The organism is Paenibacillus sp. J31P190 (genome assembly GCF_059692075.1).
In genome coordinates, this window is sequence record NZ_JCAUAS010000003.1 from 523077 (window position 1) to 540896 (window position 17820).

General features: G+C 46.4%; 12 protein-coding genes and 1 pseudogene. All 13 read right to left on the bottom strand.

What is annotated here, in order from left to right; genetic code table 11:
* Nucleotides 1-40: 40 nt before the first annotated feature.
* Nucleotides 41-1291: a stalk domain-containing protein gene (locus tag AC58U0_RS09480; RefSeq protein ID WP_497378760.1), complete on the bottom strand. Its 1251-nt coding sequence runs from the start codon at nt 1289-1291 to the stop codon at nt 41-43.
* 56 nt (nt 1292-1347) lie between these two features.
* Nucleotides 1348-2556 (bottom strand): VWA domain-containing protein, encoded by a 1209-nt coding sequence (locus tag AC58U0_RS09485; protein WP_497378761.1) that lies wholly within the window; start codon nt 2554-2556, stop codon nt 1348-1350.
* Between the two features lie 3 nt (nt 2557-2559).
* Nucleotides 2560-4932: a DUF5682 family protein gene (locus tag AC58U0_RS09490; RefSeq protein WP_497378762.1), complete on the bottom strand. Its 2373-nt coding sequence runs from the start codon at nt 4930-4932 to the stop codon at nt 2560-2562.
* Nucleotides 4890-5981: an ATP-binding protein gene (locus AC58U0_RS09495; protein WP_497378857.1), complete on the bottom strand. Its 1092-nt coding sequence runs from the start codon at nt 5979-5981 to the stop codon at nt 4890-4892. Before AC58U0_RS09495 ends, AC58U0_RS09490 begins: the two co-directional genes overlap by 43 nt.
* Complete coding sequence (locus tag AC58U0_RS09500) at nt 5957-7771, bottom strand: HEAT repeat domain-containing protein (RefSeq protein ID WP_497378763.1); 1815 nt, start codon at nt 7769-7771, stop codon at nt 5957-5959. The genes AC58U0_RS09495 and AC58U0_RS09500 overlap by 25 nt, the downstream gene beginning before the upstream one ends.
* Before the next feature lie 24 nt (nt 7772-7795).
* Nucleotides 7796-9235 carry an SWIM zinc finger family protein gene (locus AC58U0_RS09505; RefSeq protein ID WP_497378764.1) on the bottom strand — a complete coding sequence of 480 codons (1440 nt, stop codon included), beginning with the start codon at nt 9233-9235 and terminating at the stop codon, nt 7796-7798.
* An 822-nt stretch (nt 9236-10057) separates the two neighbouring features.
* Nucleotides 10058-10195 (bottom strand): annotated as a pseudogene (locus AC58U0_RS09510) (hydrolase TatD); the annotation flags it as partial.
* Nucleotides 10188-10754, bottom strand: a complete 567-nt coding sequence (locus tag AC58U0_RS09515; protein ID WP_497378765.1) for an RNA 2'-phosphotransferase — start codon at nt 10752-10754, stop codon at nt 10188-10190. The gene AC58U0_RS09515 and the pseudogene AC58U0_RS09510, both read right to left, overlap by 8 nt.
* Nucleotides 10755-10797: 43 nt before the next feature.
* Entirely contained in the window at nt 10798-12108 is a 1311-nt protein-coding gene (locus AC58U0_RS09520) for an AAA family ATPase (protein WP_497378766.1), read from the bottom strand.
* Nucleotides 12105-13526, bottom strand: a complete 1422-nt coding sequence (locus tag AC58U0_RS09525; protein ID WP_497378767.1) for an RtcB family protein — start codon at nt 13524-13526, stop codon at nt 12105-12107. Before AC58U0_RS09525 ends, AC58U0_RS09520 begins: the two co-directional genes overlap by 4 nt.
* A gap of 15 nt (nt 13527-13541) precedes the next feature.
* Nucleotides 13542-14324: a nucleotidyltransferase domain-containing protein gene (locus AC58U0_RS09530; protein ID WP_497378768.1), complete on the bottom strand. Its 783-nt coding sequence runs from the start codon at nt 14322-14324 to the stop codon at nt 13542-13544.
* A 311-nt stretch (nt 14325-14635) separates the two neighbouring features.
* On the bottom strand, nt 14636-15751 hold the full coding sequence (locus AC58U0_RS09535) for a slipin family protein (protein WP_497378769.1): 1116 nt from the start codon (nt 15749-15751) through the stop codon (nt 14636-14638).
* A gap of 501 nt (nt 15752-16252) precedes the next feature.
* On the bottom strand, nt 16253-17665 hold the full coding sequence (locus tag AC58U0_RS09540; protein ID WP_497378858.1) for an RtcB family protein: 1413 nt from the start codon (nt 17663-17665) through the stop codon (nt 16253-16255).
* Between the last annotated feature and the right edge of the window lie 155 nt (nt 17666-17820).

The following is a 17820-nucleotide window of genomic DNA, read 5'->3' on the forward strand; positions in this document are numbered from 1 at the left end:
TCTTTATCCTGAAATACCATATATATTTGTGATTATAATCTCACTCAAAGTCTTTTACAGTTAGTATCCTGTTGCGAGGTATCACGCTCATCGGCTGTCCTAATTTTGCCCCGACTTTTTCGCGAAATGAAGCGTCACTTTCGATTTTGTGAAGGAGTTCATGAGACACTAACAGCCGTATGTCCTGTTTATCCATCTTCAAATAAAATTGTATCCCGTATTTTCGATATCCAAGCTCTTCTTTTAACATTTCCGCAAAAGGAACCGTTTCGGGTTTAACTTCAATACCTTTCGGAAGATGCCCGTGGTAAGCCCGATAAGTGATCTCATTCGCTGTTAACCGTTCTATCTCAAGACTGCCTTCCAACCCGGTATTAGTGATATATCTCATGGCCAAAGTTTTGGGCCCACTCTGCTTTTCAAGAGGGTTGTGGAGAATGACGGAAGAAGAACTGTCTATCCATTCAAGTTCATAACCAAGTTTTTCTGCGACAACGCGTAAAGGAACAAAAATTTCATCACCCGAAACAAACGCTTCCGGATGTACCTCTATGATTTCACTTTTCACTTTGATTTTAATCTCATTGTACGCTGCGCTAATTTCTTCTGCCGCCACTCTATGGGGAGCAAGTAGGGCATCGGGATCTGGCTCTTCGAATTCTAGACGGTTGGTTGTATCGATGACGATTTCATTCTTATCCTCATTCCAGTACGCCGAATGCCAGAGTGTATCGTTGAAAAAGGAAAGAGGAACATAAATGGAGTTGTTTGTTATGAAGGACTTTTTTGAGTACCCTCTATCATGATGTTCAAAAAATATCCGGATCTCTCCTTGTCTATGGGCAAGAATAGTCTCCGTTCGGGGAGGCTTTGGTTGTTGATTCTCAGTCCTATCCAAGAGCCAGTGCGTCAGCATTTCTGCTCTTTCCGTACTAAGAAGATGCGTATCAAATACACTAACGTAGGGTAAATCCCATCCGCGGGAGTAAAATAGATAGGTTTCCCCAACTTCGATACCAGCACCGCATTGGTCCGAATCATCATTGGTCACAACAAAGGCTGGAGACTGTCCCTTGAATACTTTATCAGGTTCCACCGCTGCCGCTTTCTGCGACGGATACACGGCATCCACGCTCGTTACTTTTGCCGTAAAAATCGCACTCGCTTCCAGAAAATCTTCCTCAAACGTTGTGGGCCCGCGGGAACAAGCATACGCCGTAGGCGTCATAAAACCGACAAACAGACCCAGCAAACAAACAATACACAGCAATCCGTGAATCCTACCTCTCAAGAGCACACTCCCTTTCCTCCACACGCAAAGGACTGTTCGGCTGCCAGCATTATGAGCTACATCCCCTTACCATGCTTCACCCTCTCCGCAAGCACCGCAAGGTCATGCCCTTTTAAAGCACCTTCAATGAATTCGGGGAGCTTCTCGGGAGAACATCCGAAACAAGGGATACCGTATTGAGCTAGTTTTTTTGCGACAGCATCGTCATAAGAAGGCACGCCCTGGTCAGATAAAGCGAGTAAGCAGATCGTCTTCACGCCAGCCTGATGCATGTCGACAAGCCTTTGAATCATCTCTGTCCGATTGCCGCCTTCATATAAATCTGAGACCAAGATTAACAGCGTTTTCTTCGGCTCCGTGATAAAAGGTTCGCAGTAAGCGATGGATTTGTTAATATCGGTTCCACCGCCAAGCTGAATCCCAAACAGCATATCAACGGGATCTTCTGCACACTGCTCACTTAAATCAACGACCTCGGTGTCAAAAGCAACCACTCGCGTGTCCAGAGCCGGCATACTGGCGAAAATAGAACCAATAATGGACGCGTAAATGACGGAACCCGCCATCGAACCGCTTTGGTCAATATCCAGGATGACCGTCCACTCTTTGCTCCGACGCGCTCGGTCGAAGAAGTAGACTTTCTCAGGCAGCAGGAGACCGCGCTCCTTGTCGTAGTGCTTGAGATTTTTGCGGATGGTTGTGTTCCAGTCCAGTCCTGTGGACGACGGAAGCGGCGAATGCTGCCTGCGATTCAAGGCACCAGTAACAGCACGGCGAAGATCCTGCGAAAGCCGCTTCACGATTTCATCTACAACGGCCTTCACTAATTGCCTAGCGGTCTCTTTCGTTTTCTCCGGTATTTTCCCTTTGAGCGCCATTAACGTGGCTACCATTTGGATATCTGGTTTCACTTGGGAAAGAAGCTCCGGCTCGAAGAGCAGCTGCTTCAAGCCTTTGCGCTCAATAGCATCGGACTGAATGACGGAGACCACGTCCGGCGGGAAAAAGGTGCGGATATCTCCCAGCCACTTGGCAAGCTTCGGGGACGAAGGCCCCAGCCCCGCTTTACGGGGGCCACCTACGTTCGAGTCATCAGCACTAATCCCGGATGTCTCATCATAGATCGCGGCAAGCGCCTCATCCATGAGTCTCGACTCCTCGTCAAGCATTCCGTCTCCAGCGCCAAAAGACTGCAGCTTCTCTTCAGAAGCAGCACCTAGGATCAACCGCCATCGCTTCAATTGTTCTTGATCTATCATGGTCATAGGCTACAAATCCCCAAAATCAAAATCGTTGAGTTCATCCAGCTTCTCCTTCTCTTCCTCGCTTAACGGCTGCTGCAAAGCAGTTCCAGCGTTATCGGCACCAACACCCCAAATGTCGCCCATCATCTCTGCCACCGAAGCCTTCTCCCTCGGCTCGAATGAACCAAAAGCTCGGCGCAGAAACACAAGTGAACGTTGGAATGCCTCTTTATCCAGCGATCCAATATAGGCATCGAGCTGCTGCCACAACGTTTGCCTAGACAGCAGCGCGTATCGGTTGCGCATCGACATGCCTTCGAACCACCCCGCCCCTAGATCAACGGGAATTCCCGGTGACAGGCGACGTGAAACTTCCCGAGCAACGCGCTCATCCGGAATTTCATTACGCTCAAGCAAAATAGCGAAAGCGAAGCCCGACAGCTTTGCATTACGGTCATCGCGAGAAGCCAGCTCTTGCAGTTTATTCAACCACAGATCGTCGTCTACCGCTTCAAAATGGTCTTGGGCAATGGTGTGCAGCGACTGAATCGCTCGAACCATGCCCTGAGCGGCGTCATCGTTGCAGCCCGCGCTGTCTACGAGAAGCAGTGATCCGCGCAGGAACAACTGCTGGAGCAGCGGAACAAGGGTATCCGTTTCGATTCGGCGAATCGATCCATAACGGATCAACACAGACAGCTCGTAGGCCGCCCCTGCGACCTGCTCGAAGTTGCCTGCATCCACCGCAAGCCCTTGCAGCGCGGATTTGGCCTGCTCCATCAGTTCAGTCAACGCGCAATCGCAAGCTGCCCGAATGATGCGCGAAGCTTCCGCGATATCGCCGCAAACGTCGAGCCGCTCCTTCAGCACGAAAGCCGCGGCCAGCTCAATTGTCTCCCCCTTCAAGGTCGACTCCACGGCTTGGATCTCAGCTTCTGGCGTCCACTGCAGCACCCAATTCTCCGCCCATGATGCGGAGTCTTGATTCACTCTTTGCTTCTTGGCAAAGTTAATCCCCAGCAGTTCCAGTCGGTGCAGGAGAACAGACCGCTTCAAATCCAGAAACGCAGCTTCCTCTGACTTCACCCTGCGGTTTTCACGTAAATCCAACTCTAAGGTTGAAGCAACCGTAGACTTGAATTTCTCCAGCTTGAGCCGCTTGAGTTCTCTGTTCAAATCATCTTGAATTGGCGTCTGGCTGACTCCTTCTGGCAATCTGCCGATGGCCGTGCCCACATCCGTCCTTGCCAAAGCTTCCGCAATTGTCGAAAGCTCCCCGTGACCGAGACATACCATTGCTGCGTCCCGAAGGTCTTTCCATGTAGGATGATTACCGTCGTGCAAAGCAGCAAGAGCCTCTGCCAGCCTCACACCTTCGATGAGCGAAGCTGTAGACCTATAAGTGCCATGTTCCCTGAGATATGCAGCTACCCGGGAAAAATACAAGGAAGGAAGCCTGCTCAGATCACCTTTTTGGAGGCACTGCCAAAACAATTCGAAATAAGCGGGTGCCTGGTTCCCCGCCCCATATCCCGAGTGCGAAGACAGCTTGTAGTAAGAATACGGCATCAACGTAAGCTTGGTTGTCGTCTTGGGCAGCCCCTTCATCTCTTCATCCGTCATCACCGGAAAGCGGAAATCTAATGCAGAGGCATGATGCGCACCCGTTACGACTACAATTTTCTCAGGAGCGTGCCCAGCTTCAATAGCATCCTGAATTTTGCGCCGCATATAAGCTTCCCGAATCTCATTGTAAGCCGCTTCCTGTGGCGCAAATTGCCACTCCTGCTGAGCGGTCAGCTCCCGCATTTGAGCCGAAAATTGATAAATGCCATGGCGGTAGGCGTCTTTTTGCAGATTATGTTCAAAATGCCGTTCCCAGTAAGCTTCATAGTCCGGTTCTTCCGACAGTTCAGCAAGCTGCTGATACAGCGTCCTCTGTTCGTGGACATACGCCCGAAAAGCGTCGTCCTCAGTCTGAGTACTCTCTCCCTCAGCAGAAGATGACCTCCGCTGCCTCTGCTCGTATAAAGCCAAAGCATGCTCGGACGGCAAATCGATAAATTCAGCATGTGCACCATTGCGGCTAGCCCATTGAAACGCCTGATATTCCGGCGAATAATCAGCATACGGGTACAACAAGGTCCTTACGGGCAGTTGATCCGTATACGCTAAAATAGCAATTGGCGGGACTACGCCACGAGAGGTTAGCTCAGCAATAAACCCGCTTGCGTCGTTAGGTCCTTCAACGAGCACTGCTGTAGGCATCACTTCATCTAAGAAAGCAAGCAGATGGAAAGCACCTGCAGGAGATAAATGCCGTATGCCAAAAACATGAAACCCCTGACTGCGATCTAGTTGTTCATCTCCGAGCACGCGAAGTACAGATTTCTCCATGTCGATCCCCGCTTTTTCATCACATTTTCTAGATATTCCTTCCATACGAGGCGGTCTTTCTCTTCGTCTTTCACAATAGCACCTTGCAACCCAGCCGCTATGTCTTCTTCACTGATCTGTCCGCTCCCAAAGCTTCCCGCAAGAGCCATACTGCCCGTTAACAGCGAGATCGCTTCAGCCGTCGAAATCACTCCGCTCGGCCCTTTTACCTTCTCTTTGCCGTCGAGTGTCATCCCGCTGCGCAGCTCGCGGAAAATCGTCACAACCTTGCGCACCGCCTCTTCCTCTGGGAGCGACGCTCTTAACTCATAACTCGTCGAAATCTCTCTGACACGTTTGCGAACAATCTCCACTTCCGTATCAATATCTGAAGGGGATGGTAGCACGATGATGTTAAAACGCCGCTTCAAGGCGGCTGACATCTCGTTTACTCCACGGTCGCGCGTGTTTGCTGTTGCGATGATAGAGAATCCTCTTGCAGCGAACACTTCTCTGCCCAGCTCCGGAATCGAGATCGTCTTCTCCGACAGGATGGAGATCAGAGCATCCTGTACCTCTGACGCGCAGCGCGAGATCTCTTCAAATCTGGCGATCCCGCCTGTTTCCATTGCGCGGAAAATCGGGCTTTTAATAATCGCTTGATCGGAAGGTCCTTGCGCCAGCAGCATGGCATAGTTCCATGAATAACGAATATGCTCTTCGCTCGTACCCGCCGTTCCTTGAATGACTTTGCCAGAATCCCCATGAATCGCTGCCGTCAAATTTTCCGAAAGCCAAGACTTAGCCGTCCCTGGTTCGCCGATCAGCATGAGAGCTCGGTCTGTCAACAGCGTGGCTATCGCCATTTCTACCAGCCGCTTGTTGCCGATATATTTCGGCGTAATTGCGACCCCTTTTACATTTCCACCAATCAGGAACGTCAATACTGCCTTCGGAGAAAGCTGCCATCCGGCTGGCTTCGCATCCTGATCCAATTTCTTTAAAGCTTCCAATTCTTCCATGTATAAACGTTCAGAGGGCAATCTTACGACATCTTGCTTTTGATCCATCCCCATAATCCCTGTCCCTTCTCTTCGTTATCTGACGGCTCGGTTTGTTCCGGCTTCGCAGCTATCGTTTCCGCGATTTCTAGCAGTTGATTTTTCATGCCTTGATAGGATAGCCCTTCTGCGAATAGCTGCAGCCTCTCTGCATATGACCTTGGCAGTAATGAAAGCAATGTAAGCTGGACTCGATCCAAATAATAGAACTGCTTGGCTCCGCCTTTTTCCAATATATCCATGAGCAGCCTTGGCGCATCCGGATAGCTTTGGCTGAAGAGGATCAACAACATATTAGCTGTTTTATTTCGGTTAAAATTAGGCAGCTCTTCGCATTTTTTGACTAGATAAGCCGTGACTTTCGAGTCCGGGTCTTGAGCAAATCTACACACGAGCTCTTCCTCGTCCAATTTCACAAACAGATGCACCCATCTTGGATCCCATGTTACAAAATTAGCTGAAGCAACCTCATTGGGTTCATCTGCTTGATATAGCAGCGTCGGTGTCACTTCATACAATTCTCGCAATAAATCCTTAGCCGCCGGCTGCTTTTTATCCTTAAGATCATGGCAAAAGCGTTCGTAGACGTCTTCTGGAGGAAGAATCTTGATGGCTGCTCTAAAACTGTAAGCAATAAATTTGCGATTGTACACCTCATGTAAAGTAACAGCAAAACGGTCTGCCTCAGGCAGATCTAATTGCAGCAGAAGATCGGCAGCAGCCTCCTGTACGGCTTCCGTTTCCGGAACAATAAAACTAGGCGTAGACAGCAACTTTTCTAGGAAATCTACGACTTCCGGTACTCTTTTGCCTTGTAAGCTGCGGATGTTCGCCAACAACTGTTGTGCGGAATCTTCCACGTTTGTACGTTGAATGATTCGCTCCAACACACTTTCCGCATGCCCGATGACACTGAGAGTCAAATCGTTTGCCTTGCATAATTGAATCGGCTCTATCGCAAGATCCTGATCCTTCGAACCCAGTGCTTTGTAAAGGCGAGCGATGGCTTGCTCCGTTCCAAGACGAGATAAGGCGAATAAGGCAGCTCTGCGTATCTCTTTTTTCTTATCATCAGCTTGCTCTAAAATAAAATCCTCTTGATCAGGATAATCGCCTAGAAGCTCAATTGCCGTGGAACGGACTTCCGTTGAACCTAGTTTGGCAGCTTGAAGAAGCAGATCTAAGGCAGATAAGGCAAGCAAATCATGGATTAGCTCCAATCTGCGGGCGTCACCTTTCCCGCCGTCTAGCTTAAATTGCTGCTGAAGCGCGGGGAGAGCCTCCATTCCGAGTGCGGGCAGCACCTTTCGATGGAGAAAATCGGGTATTTCTACATAACTATCCTCTAACGCAGAAACAGCAGCAGGTATGACGCGGAAATCATGAAACAACCCATCGTCGTACCCTTGACGAATCTGCTCCATTCGACCCTGACCTTTTTGCGTCAATGCCTCAATGAGTGGATGCAGCTTGCGGTAAGGGATTGACGTCGAAAGCTTCACTCCCGTTCCTTCCACAGGAACGAGGTCTTCTTTCGACTCCGTTTTCCCCTGCGTGTACAGCACAGAGTTCAACAACGTGCCTAACTCTAAAAGTCTGCTCGCTGAGCCACTCGCTTCCGTGTCCAGAACTTGGCTAACTGCTTGAGCCATTCGGTTAAACACCGGAGCCGACTCGCCCAACTTTTGCAGTTGGGGAAGCATCTTTTGCAAACGTAAATCACCCGTCGCCATCCCGCTACCTGCTACAAACAAACGCCGCACCTCATGCTGCAGCTCAAACAATAGATCTATACTCATAGGTTCGTCTCCTAAGTCTTTTCTTCAATACAGCAAGCGAACGACTTCATTTGTCGTTACGATGCTTAATGGCTGCGCCTCAAGCCTGTTATGCTGCCAATTGTGTTCAAACATAACCAGAACCGCTTGATTCTGTAGGAACATCTTATTTAGCATAGGCAGCAGATGAGTCGTAGGCTCGCTGAGAAATGGAATGTCTGCAAGTGGAAGCTGCTTACCTTGTTCATCTAACAAGATATAGGCAGTTTCCGTCTTCTTGATCTCAGCAAATTGCAGCAGTACGACAGGGCGCTTGTCCGAAAGTGGATTTTTAATCTGATTCTTCACTTGTTTAATAACTTCTGGGAATGACTTATGAGCTGAAGCACGAATCTTCTGAAAATCCTGTGAGTCAGCTTCGCGGAACGTTGCTTCCTCCCAACGCACCCTCGTGTTAAGTTCCCCAGGGTATTGCGCAAGTTCTTTCGCTTCGACGACCTGAAATACGGAATCTTCTTCACGTATGTATTTCGCTGCACGGAATGGCCGATACGTTCTTGTGAAATGGATCTGTCCGATTTGTAGGTCCGACCAGTATCCTTCATCTATGAACTCACCTCTAGCATGATCCGTATAGGATCGGAACGACAACTGCAGCAATTCCGAGGACTCACTGCGAACGCGACCATACTCCCTCAGTTCTGCGATCTGCCAGGCATGCCCAATCCATTCTTCCAACGTTGATTCCGTATCCATAGGATGATCTGGATTTTCCAATCTGTTATTGAGATACTCCCTGCTTTTCTTGATCAATGCTTGCAGCGCGGTAAGCTGCTCGATCACATTCGTATACACGGTCTCCCGATCTTCCTGTGCTCGTAACTGAAGCGTCAAATCACGAAGCGCCGTTTGGATTCCCGGGATATAATAGTTACCAAGCTGTTTTGCCTGTTCTTCAGCGGTTTGCAGCGCCTTCTTGTCCAGGCTTCCTAGCCCTGACTGTACAAGCTGCAAGATAAGCTTCTCAGCAATACTGATCCCTTCCAGCTGTGCAGCTATTTTCTTCATTAATGCTGACTTGTTCGTCTTGCGCTTAACAACTGGAGCATCCGGGTCGACAGGTTCTTTCTTCTTCTCTTCCCGCTTCTCCGCCTTTTCCCTTTTATCCACAATATCTTGTGGCACGGGTGCAATGGTGAACGTTTTGCCTGACGTATAGGCATACATCAAACCGAGATTGTGTTTGCACGGAAACTGACGACTCGGGCATGAACAGCGGAATACGGGATTCCCCTCTTTCGCCACATCGACCGAACATCGATAGGGGTCTTTTCCGCTACCTTTACACTCCCCAAAAATGATCGTCCCGTCCTCCGATTGACAGAGCAGCGGAAAACTATTTTTCTTCATCAAATCCTTGCCATTCTTGATCGCACTGCTGTTAAGCGCCAAACTATCTACATACGATTCCGTTAAATAATTCATCTTGTACCCCTCATAACTTGGTTATACAAACAGTTTCCACACAGTTCCTAATTTTTCCTTTTTCATGGGTATGGAATTTCAGCTGTGAATAGAACGAAGAACTCGAAAAAGTAAATAAACGGCTTACGCCGTCATGGTTGGGAGTGTTTATAAAGCTTGATGAAAAGCAAGCTACGCTCAAGAGGTAAATGCTTAAACTTCATTTGCTTATCCGTGTATTGTTTTGTGTATTTTACAACTTTTGGAAAGCAACTTTGTTGTCGATTGATTCATGATGCATCCTCACAACTTATATTCAATATTCCAAAATTCGATTTTAAAGTCATTCAGCTTTCGTGAGGACAAATTGGGTTATAGTCGGTATCAATGTTGTATTTTATGCAACAATTCACACGCCAAAAGGCTATTTCGCAACTTGAAGTTGTAGTTTGTACAACATTTTGAGCCCATTTGTTGCGAAATGGCCTGAATAGGACTAAATTGTTGTACATTATGCAACAACGAAGGGAGAAAGGCGAGATTTAGGAGCAATTGTTGCACTTTCTGCAACATCATTAAACCGTGAATATAGATTCATTCATCCGGTAACCCCAATTGAGCATATATGACGATCTATCCCGATTTAAGACAAAACTTTAGGAAAACATAGTCATTTACCGATTCAAATCATCATTTATGTATCACATATAAATTCTGGCATGTAAATAAGGGGTCACCTCTCAGTCACCCCAAAACATATAAATTCTATTAGAAGAACCTCTATTGGTCTTTCAAGTATGAGCGACCGCGCTTAGAGTAAGCTTTATTAGCCAATAAGAAATTGCTGTTTCTCACGCTTGTGCCAGTCAAAAGGAGTGGAGACACTCCCGCTGCAAATGCCTTTGCAACCACCTCGTCGCGGTCCTGATCAAAAGAAAGATGCATCAAATTAACTCCAATATCAATGAGTTGATTATCCATCTAACTGTCCTTCCTTTTCATCCGCATAAACGCTGCAGAACTCGGCAGGAACTGCGTCTGTAAGCCATACTTCATTGCCCGCGTAGTAGAAGACTACTCCAGCTCGGGAAGCCTTCTCCGTATCAATGGATAAAATAACCAATTCTCCTCTTAGCGTTGCAAAATGTAGTCCTTCGGACAAATGGACATATTGGCGCTTCATGGGACGCAGCCCCTGTTTTAAAATCACAGGGGCAGCCTGCACATTCGTGCCATGGTAGAGCACATTAGGAGGCACAACCATTGGATAGCTGACTTTATCATGGCTATGTCCATATCGGGCTCGGATTCGATCACCGTTAATTTCAAATCGCTGCTTTTCGCAGCGCGCTACAACTTCTTCAATATCGCTTACTTTAAGCTCTGACCACTTCGTCTGTACACGAAGAACTTCTATTAAATCAGCAATCGCACATGAACCATCACTAGGATCGAGGCTCAGTCCAAACTCTTCTGGCGAATGCCGCAGTATTTTACTCATAAACTTACTTAATTTTGTTTGTATGTTGTCAGGTAACATGTCAATCACATCCTCAAACTAATCCTATTTGTTATCACATTTCTTAACTAACCAAAAACCCAACCCTCACATCCGCATCCTCTTTCATCCATGACATCGTCTGCCCTTTGTGCAGATCAGACTTCATCGATTTCACAAGCTTCTCGATATTCACGTTTTGCTCATAATGCCACTGAAGCGCAGCCGATACATACAATTCATTTAACTGGGCAAAAGTAAACCCTTCCGTTTGCTTCGCCGTTACGCGAATCAACTCTTCGTTCAGAAGCTTCCCTATCCCCTTTTGCTCCAAATAGATCTGTCTTAGCTCTAGGTCTGGAAGCTTGATTTCATAAGCACGGTCGAATCTCCCTGCCCGGTTCATAAGAGCCGGATCTATTTGCTCCGGATAATTCGTTGTCCCAATGAGGAAAATGCCTTCTTTGGAAGTCGCACCGTCCAAAATGTTTAAAAAGTACGACCTCGCCCGCTGAGGCATAGCGTCAATATCTTCAATAACAAGAATCATTGGTGCCATGTTAGCCGCAGCTTGAAACACCTCTTGAATAGATTCACTACCTGTGTTCTCCGTTATTTGCCAATAAGCAACAGGAGCTTTCACGCTGCCGGCAATCGATTTGACGAGCGTCGTTTTACCATTGCCTGGCTTCCCATAGAGCAGGATGCCTCTTTTGTAAGGAATCTCATACTCCTTGAAAAAAGCACGATCCTCAGCAAAAAACTGATCGATAGAGCGAAAAATATCTGTCTTCACTTCGTCTTTCATGATGACCTCCGTACGGTCTACCATGCGCGTAATAGGAGCCAGTTCTTTTTCCATTCCATGAGGTCCATCCGTGAAAACAGTTACTTGTCTACGATCCAAATCCCTACGCCGCTGCCGAGCGTGTTCTAGAAAACGCAACAGACTCTCATCATCCACAGCAAAAACAAAATCCTCTTCTCCGACGCCATTCATGCGAAAGATAGGTACTCTAGCTAACGCGATTCCCCAGGACGGGTAAGCAAACACGTTATTGCGCAGTGTTGGATACGTGCGATAAGCCGCAGCATCACTCTCCGCATCTATTCCGAATGCACGTGACTCCATATGGTCAAAAATCTTAGTGACAAACTGCACATCACTAGACCCTGTCTTCACATCCTGTTCAAGCAGCTCCCAATACTCTTCTTTTCCATCATCACTCAAATAGGGTTCGAAGTCGTGACCATATTTCTCTCCCAGCACATATTGAATGCGTTCTAATACATAGGCATAGTCCCCATACGCTGTTAACGATCTGCCGTCAGACCTAAAAGGAGCCGATACAGCAGCTGATTCTTCATTAATTCTTACGCAATGTTCATGATTCATTTAGCACCTTTTACTGCCGCCAAAGGCTTACATTTGGCTACAACTTCAGCCAATCCAGCTCCGACGACACTTTCAATAATTTGATCTACATCTTTGTAAGCCTGCGGCGATTCATCTAGAATCGACTCTAACGATCTTTGGTTTACGACAATTTCGTCATCTGTACCTACTCGCATGGAAGAGGTAAATTCATTCAGCGTTATCAATCTTTTCGTCGCACTGCGCGAGCGAATTCGCCCTGCTCCATGACAGATGGAGTGAAAGTTGGCTTTGCCGCCCGGAGCTCCTACCATGATATAGGAAGCCGTCCCCATCGAACCCGGAATCAGCGCAGGGTGACCTGTATTTAGGTAAGGCTGCGGATTATCAGGATGTCCTGCTGGAAGCGACCTCGTCGCCCCTTTGCGATGGACAAAATAGGACTGCCCTTCATGCTCTTCCTCCCATGCATAATTGTGCATAAGATCGTATAAGGTGGTCATTTCAAACTTCGACCCAAACACATCTTTACCAGCCTCACGAATGGCATAGGCAATGAGATGGCGATTTACAACAGCATAATTGAGCGCCGAATACATCAGATTTACATAAGTCTGGGCCTCTGGATGATCTAAGGGTGCAAATAACAGCTTAGGATCAGCTGTTCCTAATCCATTCATCCGCATCACCTTTAACATGTCACTACTGCAGTATTGACTCACAGAGCCGCCCCATGCACGCGAGCCCGAGTGAATCATAACGACCACTTGACCATCGAATAGTCCCCATGCTTCAGCCACCTCACGGTTCTCTTCGGCAATCTCAATTGACTGAATCTCCGCAAAATGGTTCCCATTCCCGAGCGTCCCAAGCTGGCGGTGTGACCGATGCCAAACATTGTTCGGAAATCGATTCAATGCATTTTCATCCAAAGTAAATTTGCTGCTTTCTACATGTGTAAGCGAAGTCGCCTTTCGAGGCGTATAGCCGTCGGGAATATACTTCTTCGGAAGTCCATGCAGTCCTTTCGTGACAATGTGTTCCAATCGGATGTCCGAGAAATGTCCGCGTGCGTGATCTTCAACGGGTAAATACTTCTCGATCGTCTTCACCAGCTTGCGGCGCAGCTTCACATCCTTCAGTTCATCCTTGTGCAAATTCGTCATATGCACTCGCATTCCACAGCCAATATCGCTGCCAACAATGGATGGAGATACATATCCGTCATTCGTATTCCAAACTGCTGTCGTCCCTATGCAAGTACCAACTCCGACATGTACGTCAGGCGTATAGCTCATATACACTTGATTTGGAATCTGCAAATTGTTATTGGCCATTTGAAAAACTTGATAATCTAACGCTTTAAACAACTCAGGTCCTGCGTATACTTGGACGACTCCCGATGGGAGCTGGACCTGCTGAATATAATTTTCTTTCATTCGTTTTGTTCCTCTCTATGAACCCCAAACCTCCCTCAGCGCATCTCGGAATAAAGCATCTAATGCTGCTTCTTGTTTTTCTCCAGAGACAGCGATATGTTTGGCAGTTTCTTCAAAATAAGCGATTTGTCGATCTAAATAATCGTTGATTACCGTAATTTTCGGCTCTAAATCGAATTCGACACCAGCCTTCTTACGCGTCAACAACGTATATACTTCTTGTTTTAATTTCGATTCCGGCAGCATTTGCTCCACCAGATTCTCAAAATCCATCGGCGGCATGCTGCCGCGCTCTTCAATCCACTGGCAAGCCAGTATGGGGCGTAACACATAAAAATACTTTTTGATTTTCACATACTCACCTTGCAAATACTCTCGAAAGTTCCCTTTGGCCATATGCAAATAGTGATACATACTGGACCGCGGCGAAAAGGTTAACGGTGATAGCTGGCGGATTTGCTCCGTCACACCGTATTGCTCCATATATTGAATCGGCGACTGGAGCCATTCGAGCAAAGGCGGGTTCGACTTGCGAAACAAGTTCAGCGCCTTCTTCAAATCCCAACCGTTGATGTCCAGCTGATCGCTAATCGGACGCTCAATGACATCTCGTTTCTCGAATAGGGATAAATACCAATCCACAGGTCTTACGTAGATAAACCTTACATCATAATCACTGTCTTTCGATGGAAATCCCCACGCTCTACTACCCGATTCACAGGCATAGAGGATCATTACACCTTCCTCTTGTTCAATTCGTTTAAGCTCACTATCTATTTTTCCTATATCAAATGTCATGGGACTCACCCTTTCTTCTTATTATGTGGATGCAAAAAAGCCATAGACCAACATCGTCTACGGCTTTATCATGTCAAATTTAAACTAGGCCTACTCAAAGAGTACCTACGTATTCGTCACAAGTCCGGTTGAGACCGACGGTATGAATTGCTTTTCAATTGTCAGGTTATTCATAGAAATTTGATTGCGAATCATATCGTCGGCCTCCTTTCCATTCATTTACAAACATCATACGAGTCAAACCTAAGAACTGTCAATCTGTTGCGGGCGGAAAGATTAATTATAGTGATCATGCCCATTAATAAAGTTTATCAATGCTTAGAAATGTTTTTATCTCCAACCAGTGAGTTCAACTGCTCTAATAAGTTGCCTCCACCATTAAAAGAAATCGTCCCGATTTTCTCGCAAATCTTCTCCAGGAACTCAAGCTCCTTCAGCCGAAATAGGGTTTGGTTCTCATCCATAAGCTTAGCCGTATTCAACAAGCTTCTCGTAGAAGCAGTCTCCTCGCGCCGCGTAATGAGATTGGCTTGAGCTTTCTTCTCAGCCATCAAGACCGTATTCAGGATATCCTTAATATCGCCCGGCAAAATAATATCTTTCACACCTGCGGACAAGAATTGTACGCCATAATCTAGACTTTTCTCATTCAAGCGTGACAAAACGTAGGAGGCGATTTCCTGTTTCATTTTCAACAAATCATCTAATTTCAATGTACCTATGTACTCACGTAAAACAAGCTGCAGCTGAATATACATTTGCTCTTCAAACGACTTGATTTCAAGCGCTCGAAGCGGATTCAAAATGCGATATTGGCACACAAAGTTAAGTCGCAATGTTACCTTATCCTCCGTCATCATTTCTTGCCCTGTCATATCCATTTGCTGTTGGCGAAGGTCGACGGTTTTCACAGCGACTCCTATTGGCCCCTTCCAGAAATAATATTTGCCAGGAGCAAGCTCCTTTTGCATGACATGGTTATAAAACAAAGCTCCGCTTTCGTGACTAGCCACATCAAATGTTTGATAATAACCAATTAGCTTAGGAATGATAGCTGGATCAATTTCATTGGGTAATTCAGGATTACGTATATCTGCACGAAGATAGGTATGTTTTTTCAAAACATTCCAAAAAGCATAGCTTCCAGCTGTCAACAAACCAACGAATTTGCCATCTTCATAATGCAGAACATATTCATAGTCATGAACCTGTATAATATCCAGCTCTTGTATGAGTATTTCGTCATGTATAAACAACTGAAGATCTTTCCCTTTTACGTTAAAAGGGGTCATGATATTTAGAACAACAACAGTATCTTCCGAAAATGGAGAAAACCAATAAGTGCCCGGTTGTAAGCTTTTATAGTAGCTGCCTTTACGAAAAAGCAGGCCTCGTTCGTCATTTTGTATCGTCACTTTTTTAAACATGTTAACCCTCCTTGAATGATAGATCACGTATTTGGAGTCCTCCTGCGAGTAGGGCGGAATCCTGCTTAAGAGTACAAGAAATGAATAATAGCCACTTGAAAACTAGTTGGAGTTGTCGGGTTTCACTAGCAAACCGTCTATCGTCCAGTTCTTAACAAACGGTTGTAAACATTCTTGCAATCGGTATCTGCAGACTGCATAGCCTTAGTGCAGTGTGCAATTTGAAAGCCACAGAAGACTCCAGTACACGATCAATTGGGATGTTTTTTGCTCGATTAAAAGTCGAGTGCTCTACCACTGAGCTAATCGTTCCATACGATAGGGGATTCGAACCCCTGCACCTGGGGAATGTACGCCGAAATGAACATTACAGTATACAAACATATACGGATGTGTGAGCACTGCCGGACTATTTGAAATCCTAGCCTTGGTAAAGTCATCCGTACATACATCCAAATTTATGATTATACGTCCATTGACGTCTATCATCACTACAATTTACTAAACGCCTTTAATCGCAACCATCGGCTTACAAGTCGCCACCACATCTGCTAGCGATGCACCGACAACACTATCAATAATCTGATCCACATCCTTATAGGCTTGCGGACATTCATCAAGAATCGTTTGCAGGGAACGATGATTAACGAGAATCTCATCGTCTGTCCCAACTTTCATTGATTGCGCGAATTGATCGACAGTGACAAGCTCTTTTGTTGCTTTCCGCGATCTCGCTCTGCCCGCACCATGACAAATGGAGTAGAAGTTTTTCAGCCCTTCCTCTTTCCCAACCATAATGTACGATGAGGTCCCCATGGAACCAGGTATTAATGCCGGATGACCCGTCTCTTTATAGGCAGCTGTATTCAGGAAATGACCTGGCGGCAGCGCTCTTGTCGCTCCCTTCCGATGAACAAGCATCTGCTGATTACGGTGAAACTCCTTTAATGCATAATTATGCATAAGGTCATAGAGAACAGGCAGTTCTTCATTCTCGCCAAAAACTTCTCTGAAAGCTTCACGCACGCCATAAGCAATCATATGTCGATTACTTACCGCAAAGTTTAGAGCGGAATACATCAGATTTAAGTAGGTTTGTCCTTCATGACTTGCAATTGGCGCATATAAGAGATTCCGATCAGGATTTACGACACCCCAGCTGTTCATTACTTCTCTGAAAACCTTGGTAAATTCTTGACCCAACATAGCTCCCCATGCACGTGATCCGGAGTGAATCATGACGACAACCTGGCCATCGAACAAGCCCCATTTTGCCGCCAAATCCTTATGAGCCTCTGCCACTTCTAGATACTGAATCTCTATAAAATGGTTCCCGCCACCAAGCGTCCCAAGCTGCCCGTGGGCATATTTACGGATTTTTGCTGGCAAATTCTCAAGGTAGGTGTGGTCGAACTTAAACGTAGACTCTTCTACATGTGTCAACCACAGTTCGCTCGGTATATATTTCTCTGGTAGACCTTTTAATCCGTTTTGAACGACATCCATAATATCGATATCGGAATAATTCGTATTCGTGCGCTCATTGGTTGGGACATATTTCTCGATCGCTTTGATTAATGCTCTACGAACTCCCTTGTCTTGAATATCACGTTTATGCAGGGATGTCGTATGCACGCGCATGCCACAGCCGATATCTACGCCAACAATTGAAGGAGAAACGAACCCGTCTTTCATGCTCCAGACTGCCGTTGTCCCAATGCAAGTTCCAATTCCAACATGGGCATCCGGGGTGTAGCTCATATGCACATTACGCGGAATCCGCAGGTTATTATCCGCCATTTCGAATACTTTGCTCTCAAAGGAATGGAACACATCCGGGTTAGCAAAAACATGAAGATTGCCATGCTCTAGTTCCTTTTCGTAATGATTACCGCCGTGCACAATTGTTTTCATATCCATTTAATTAACCTCCGTTTTTCTTCTAAAGCTATCTTCGCTTATTTGCCTGCGAACGAACATGGTGAAAGTATGACGACAGGTGAAAAGTTTTCCATTTTCTCCATATCTCTCCCCTGTTACAATAAGATAAGGTTGAAATGAAGAGCGAG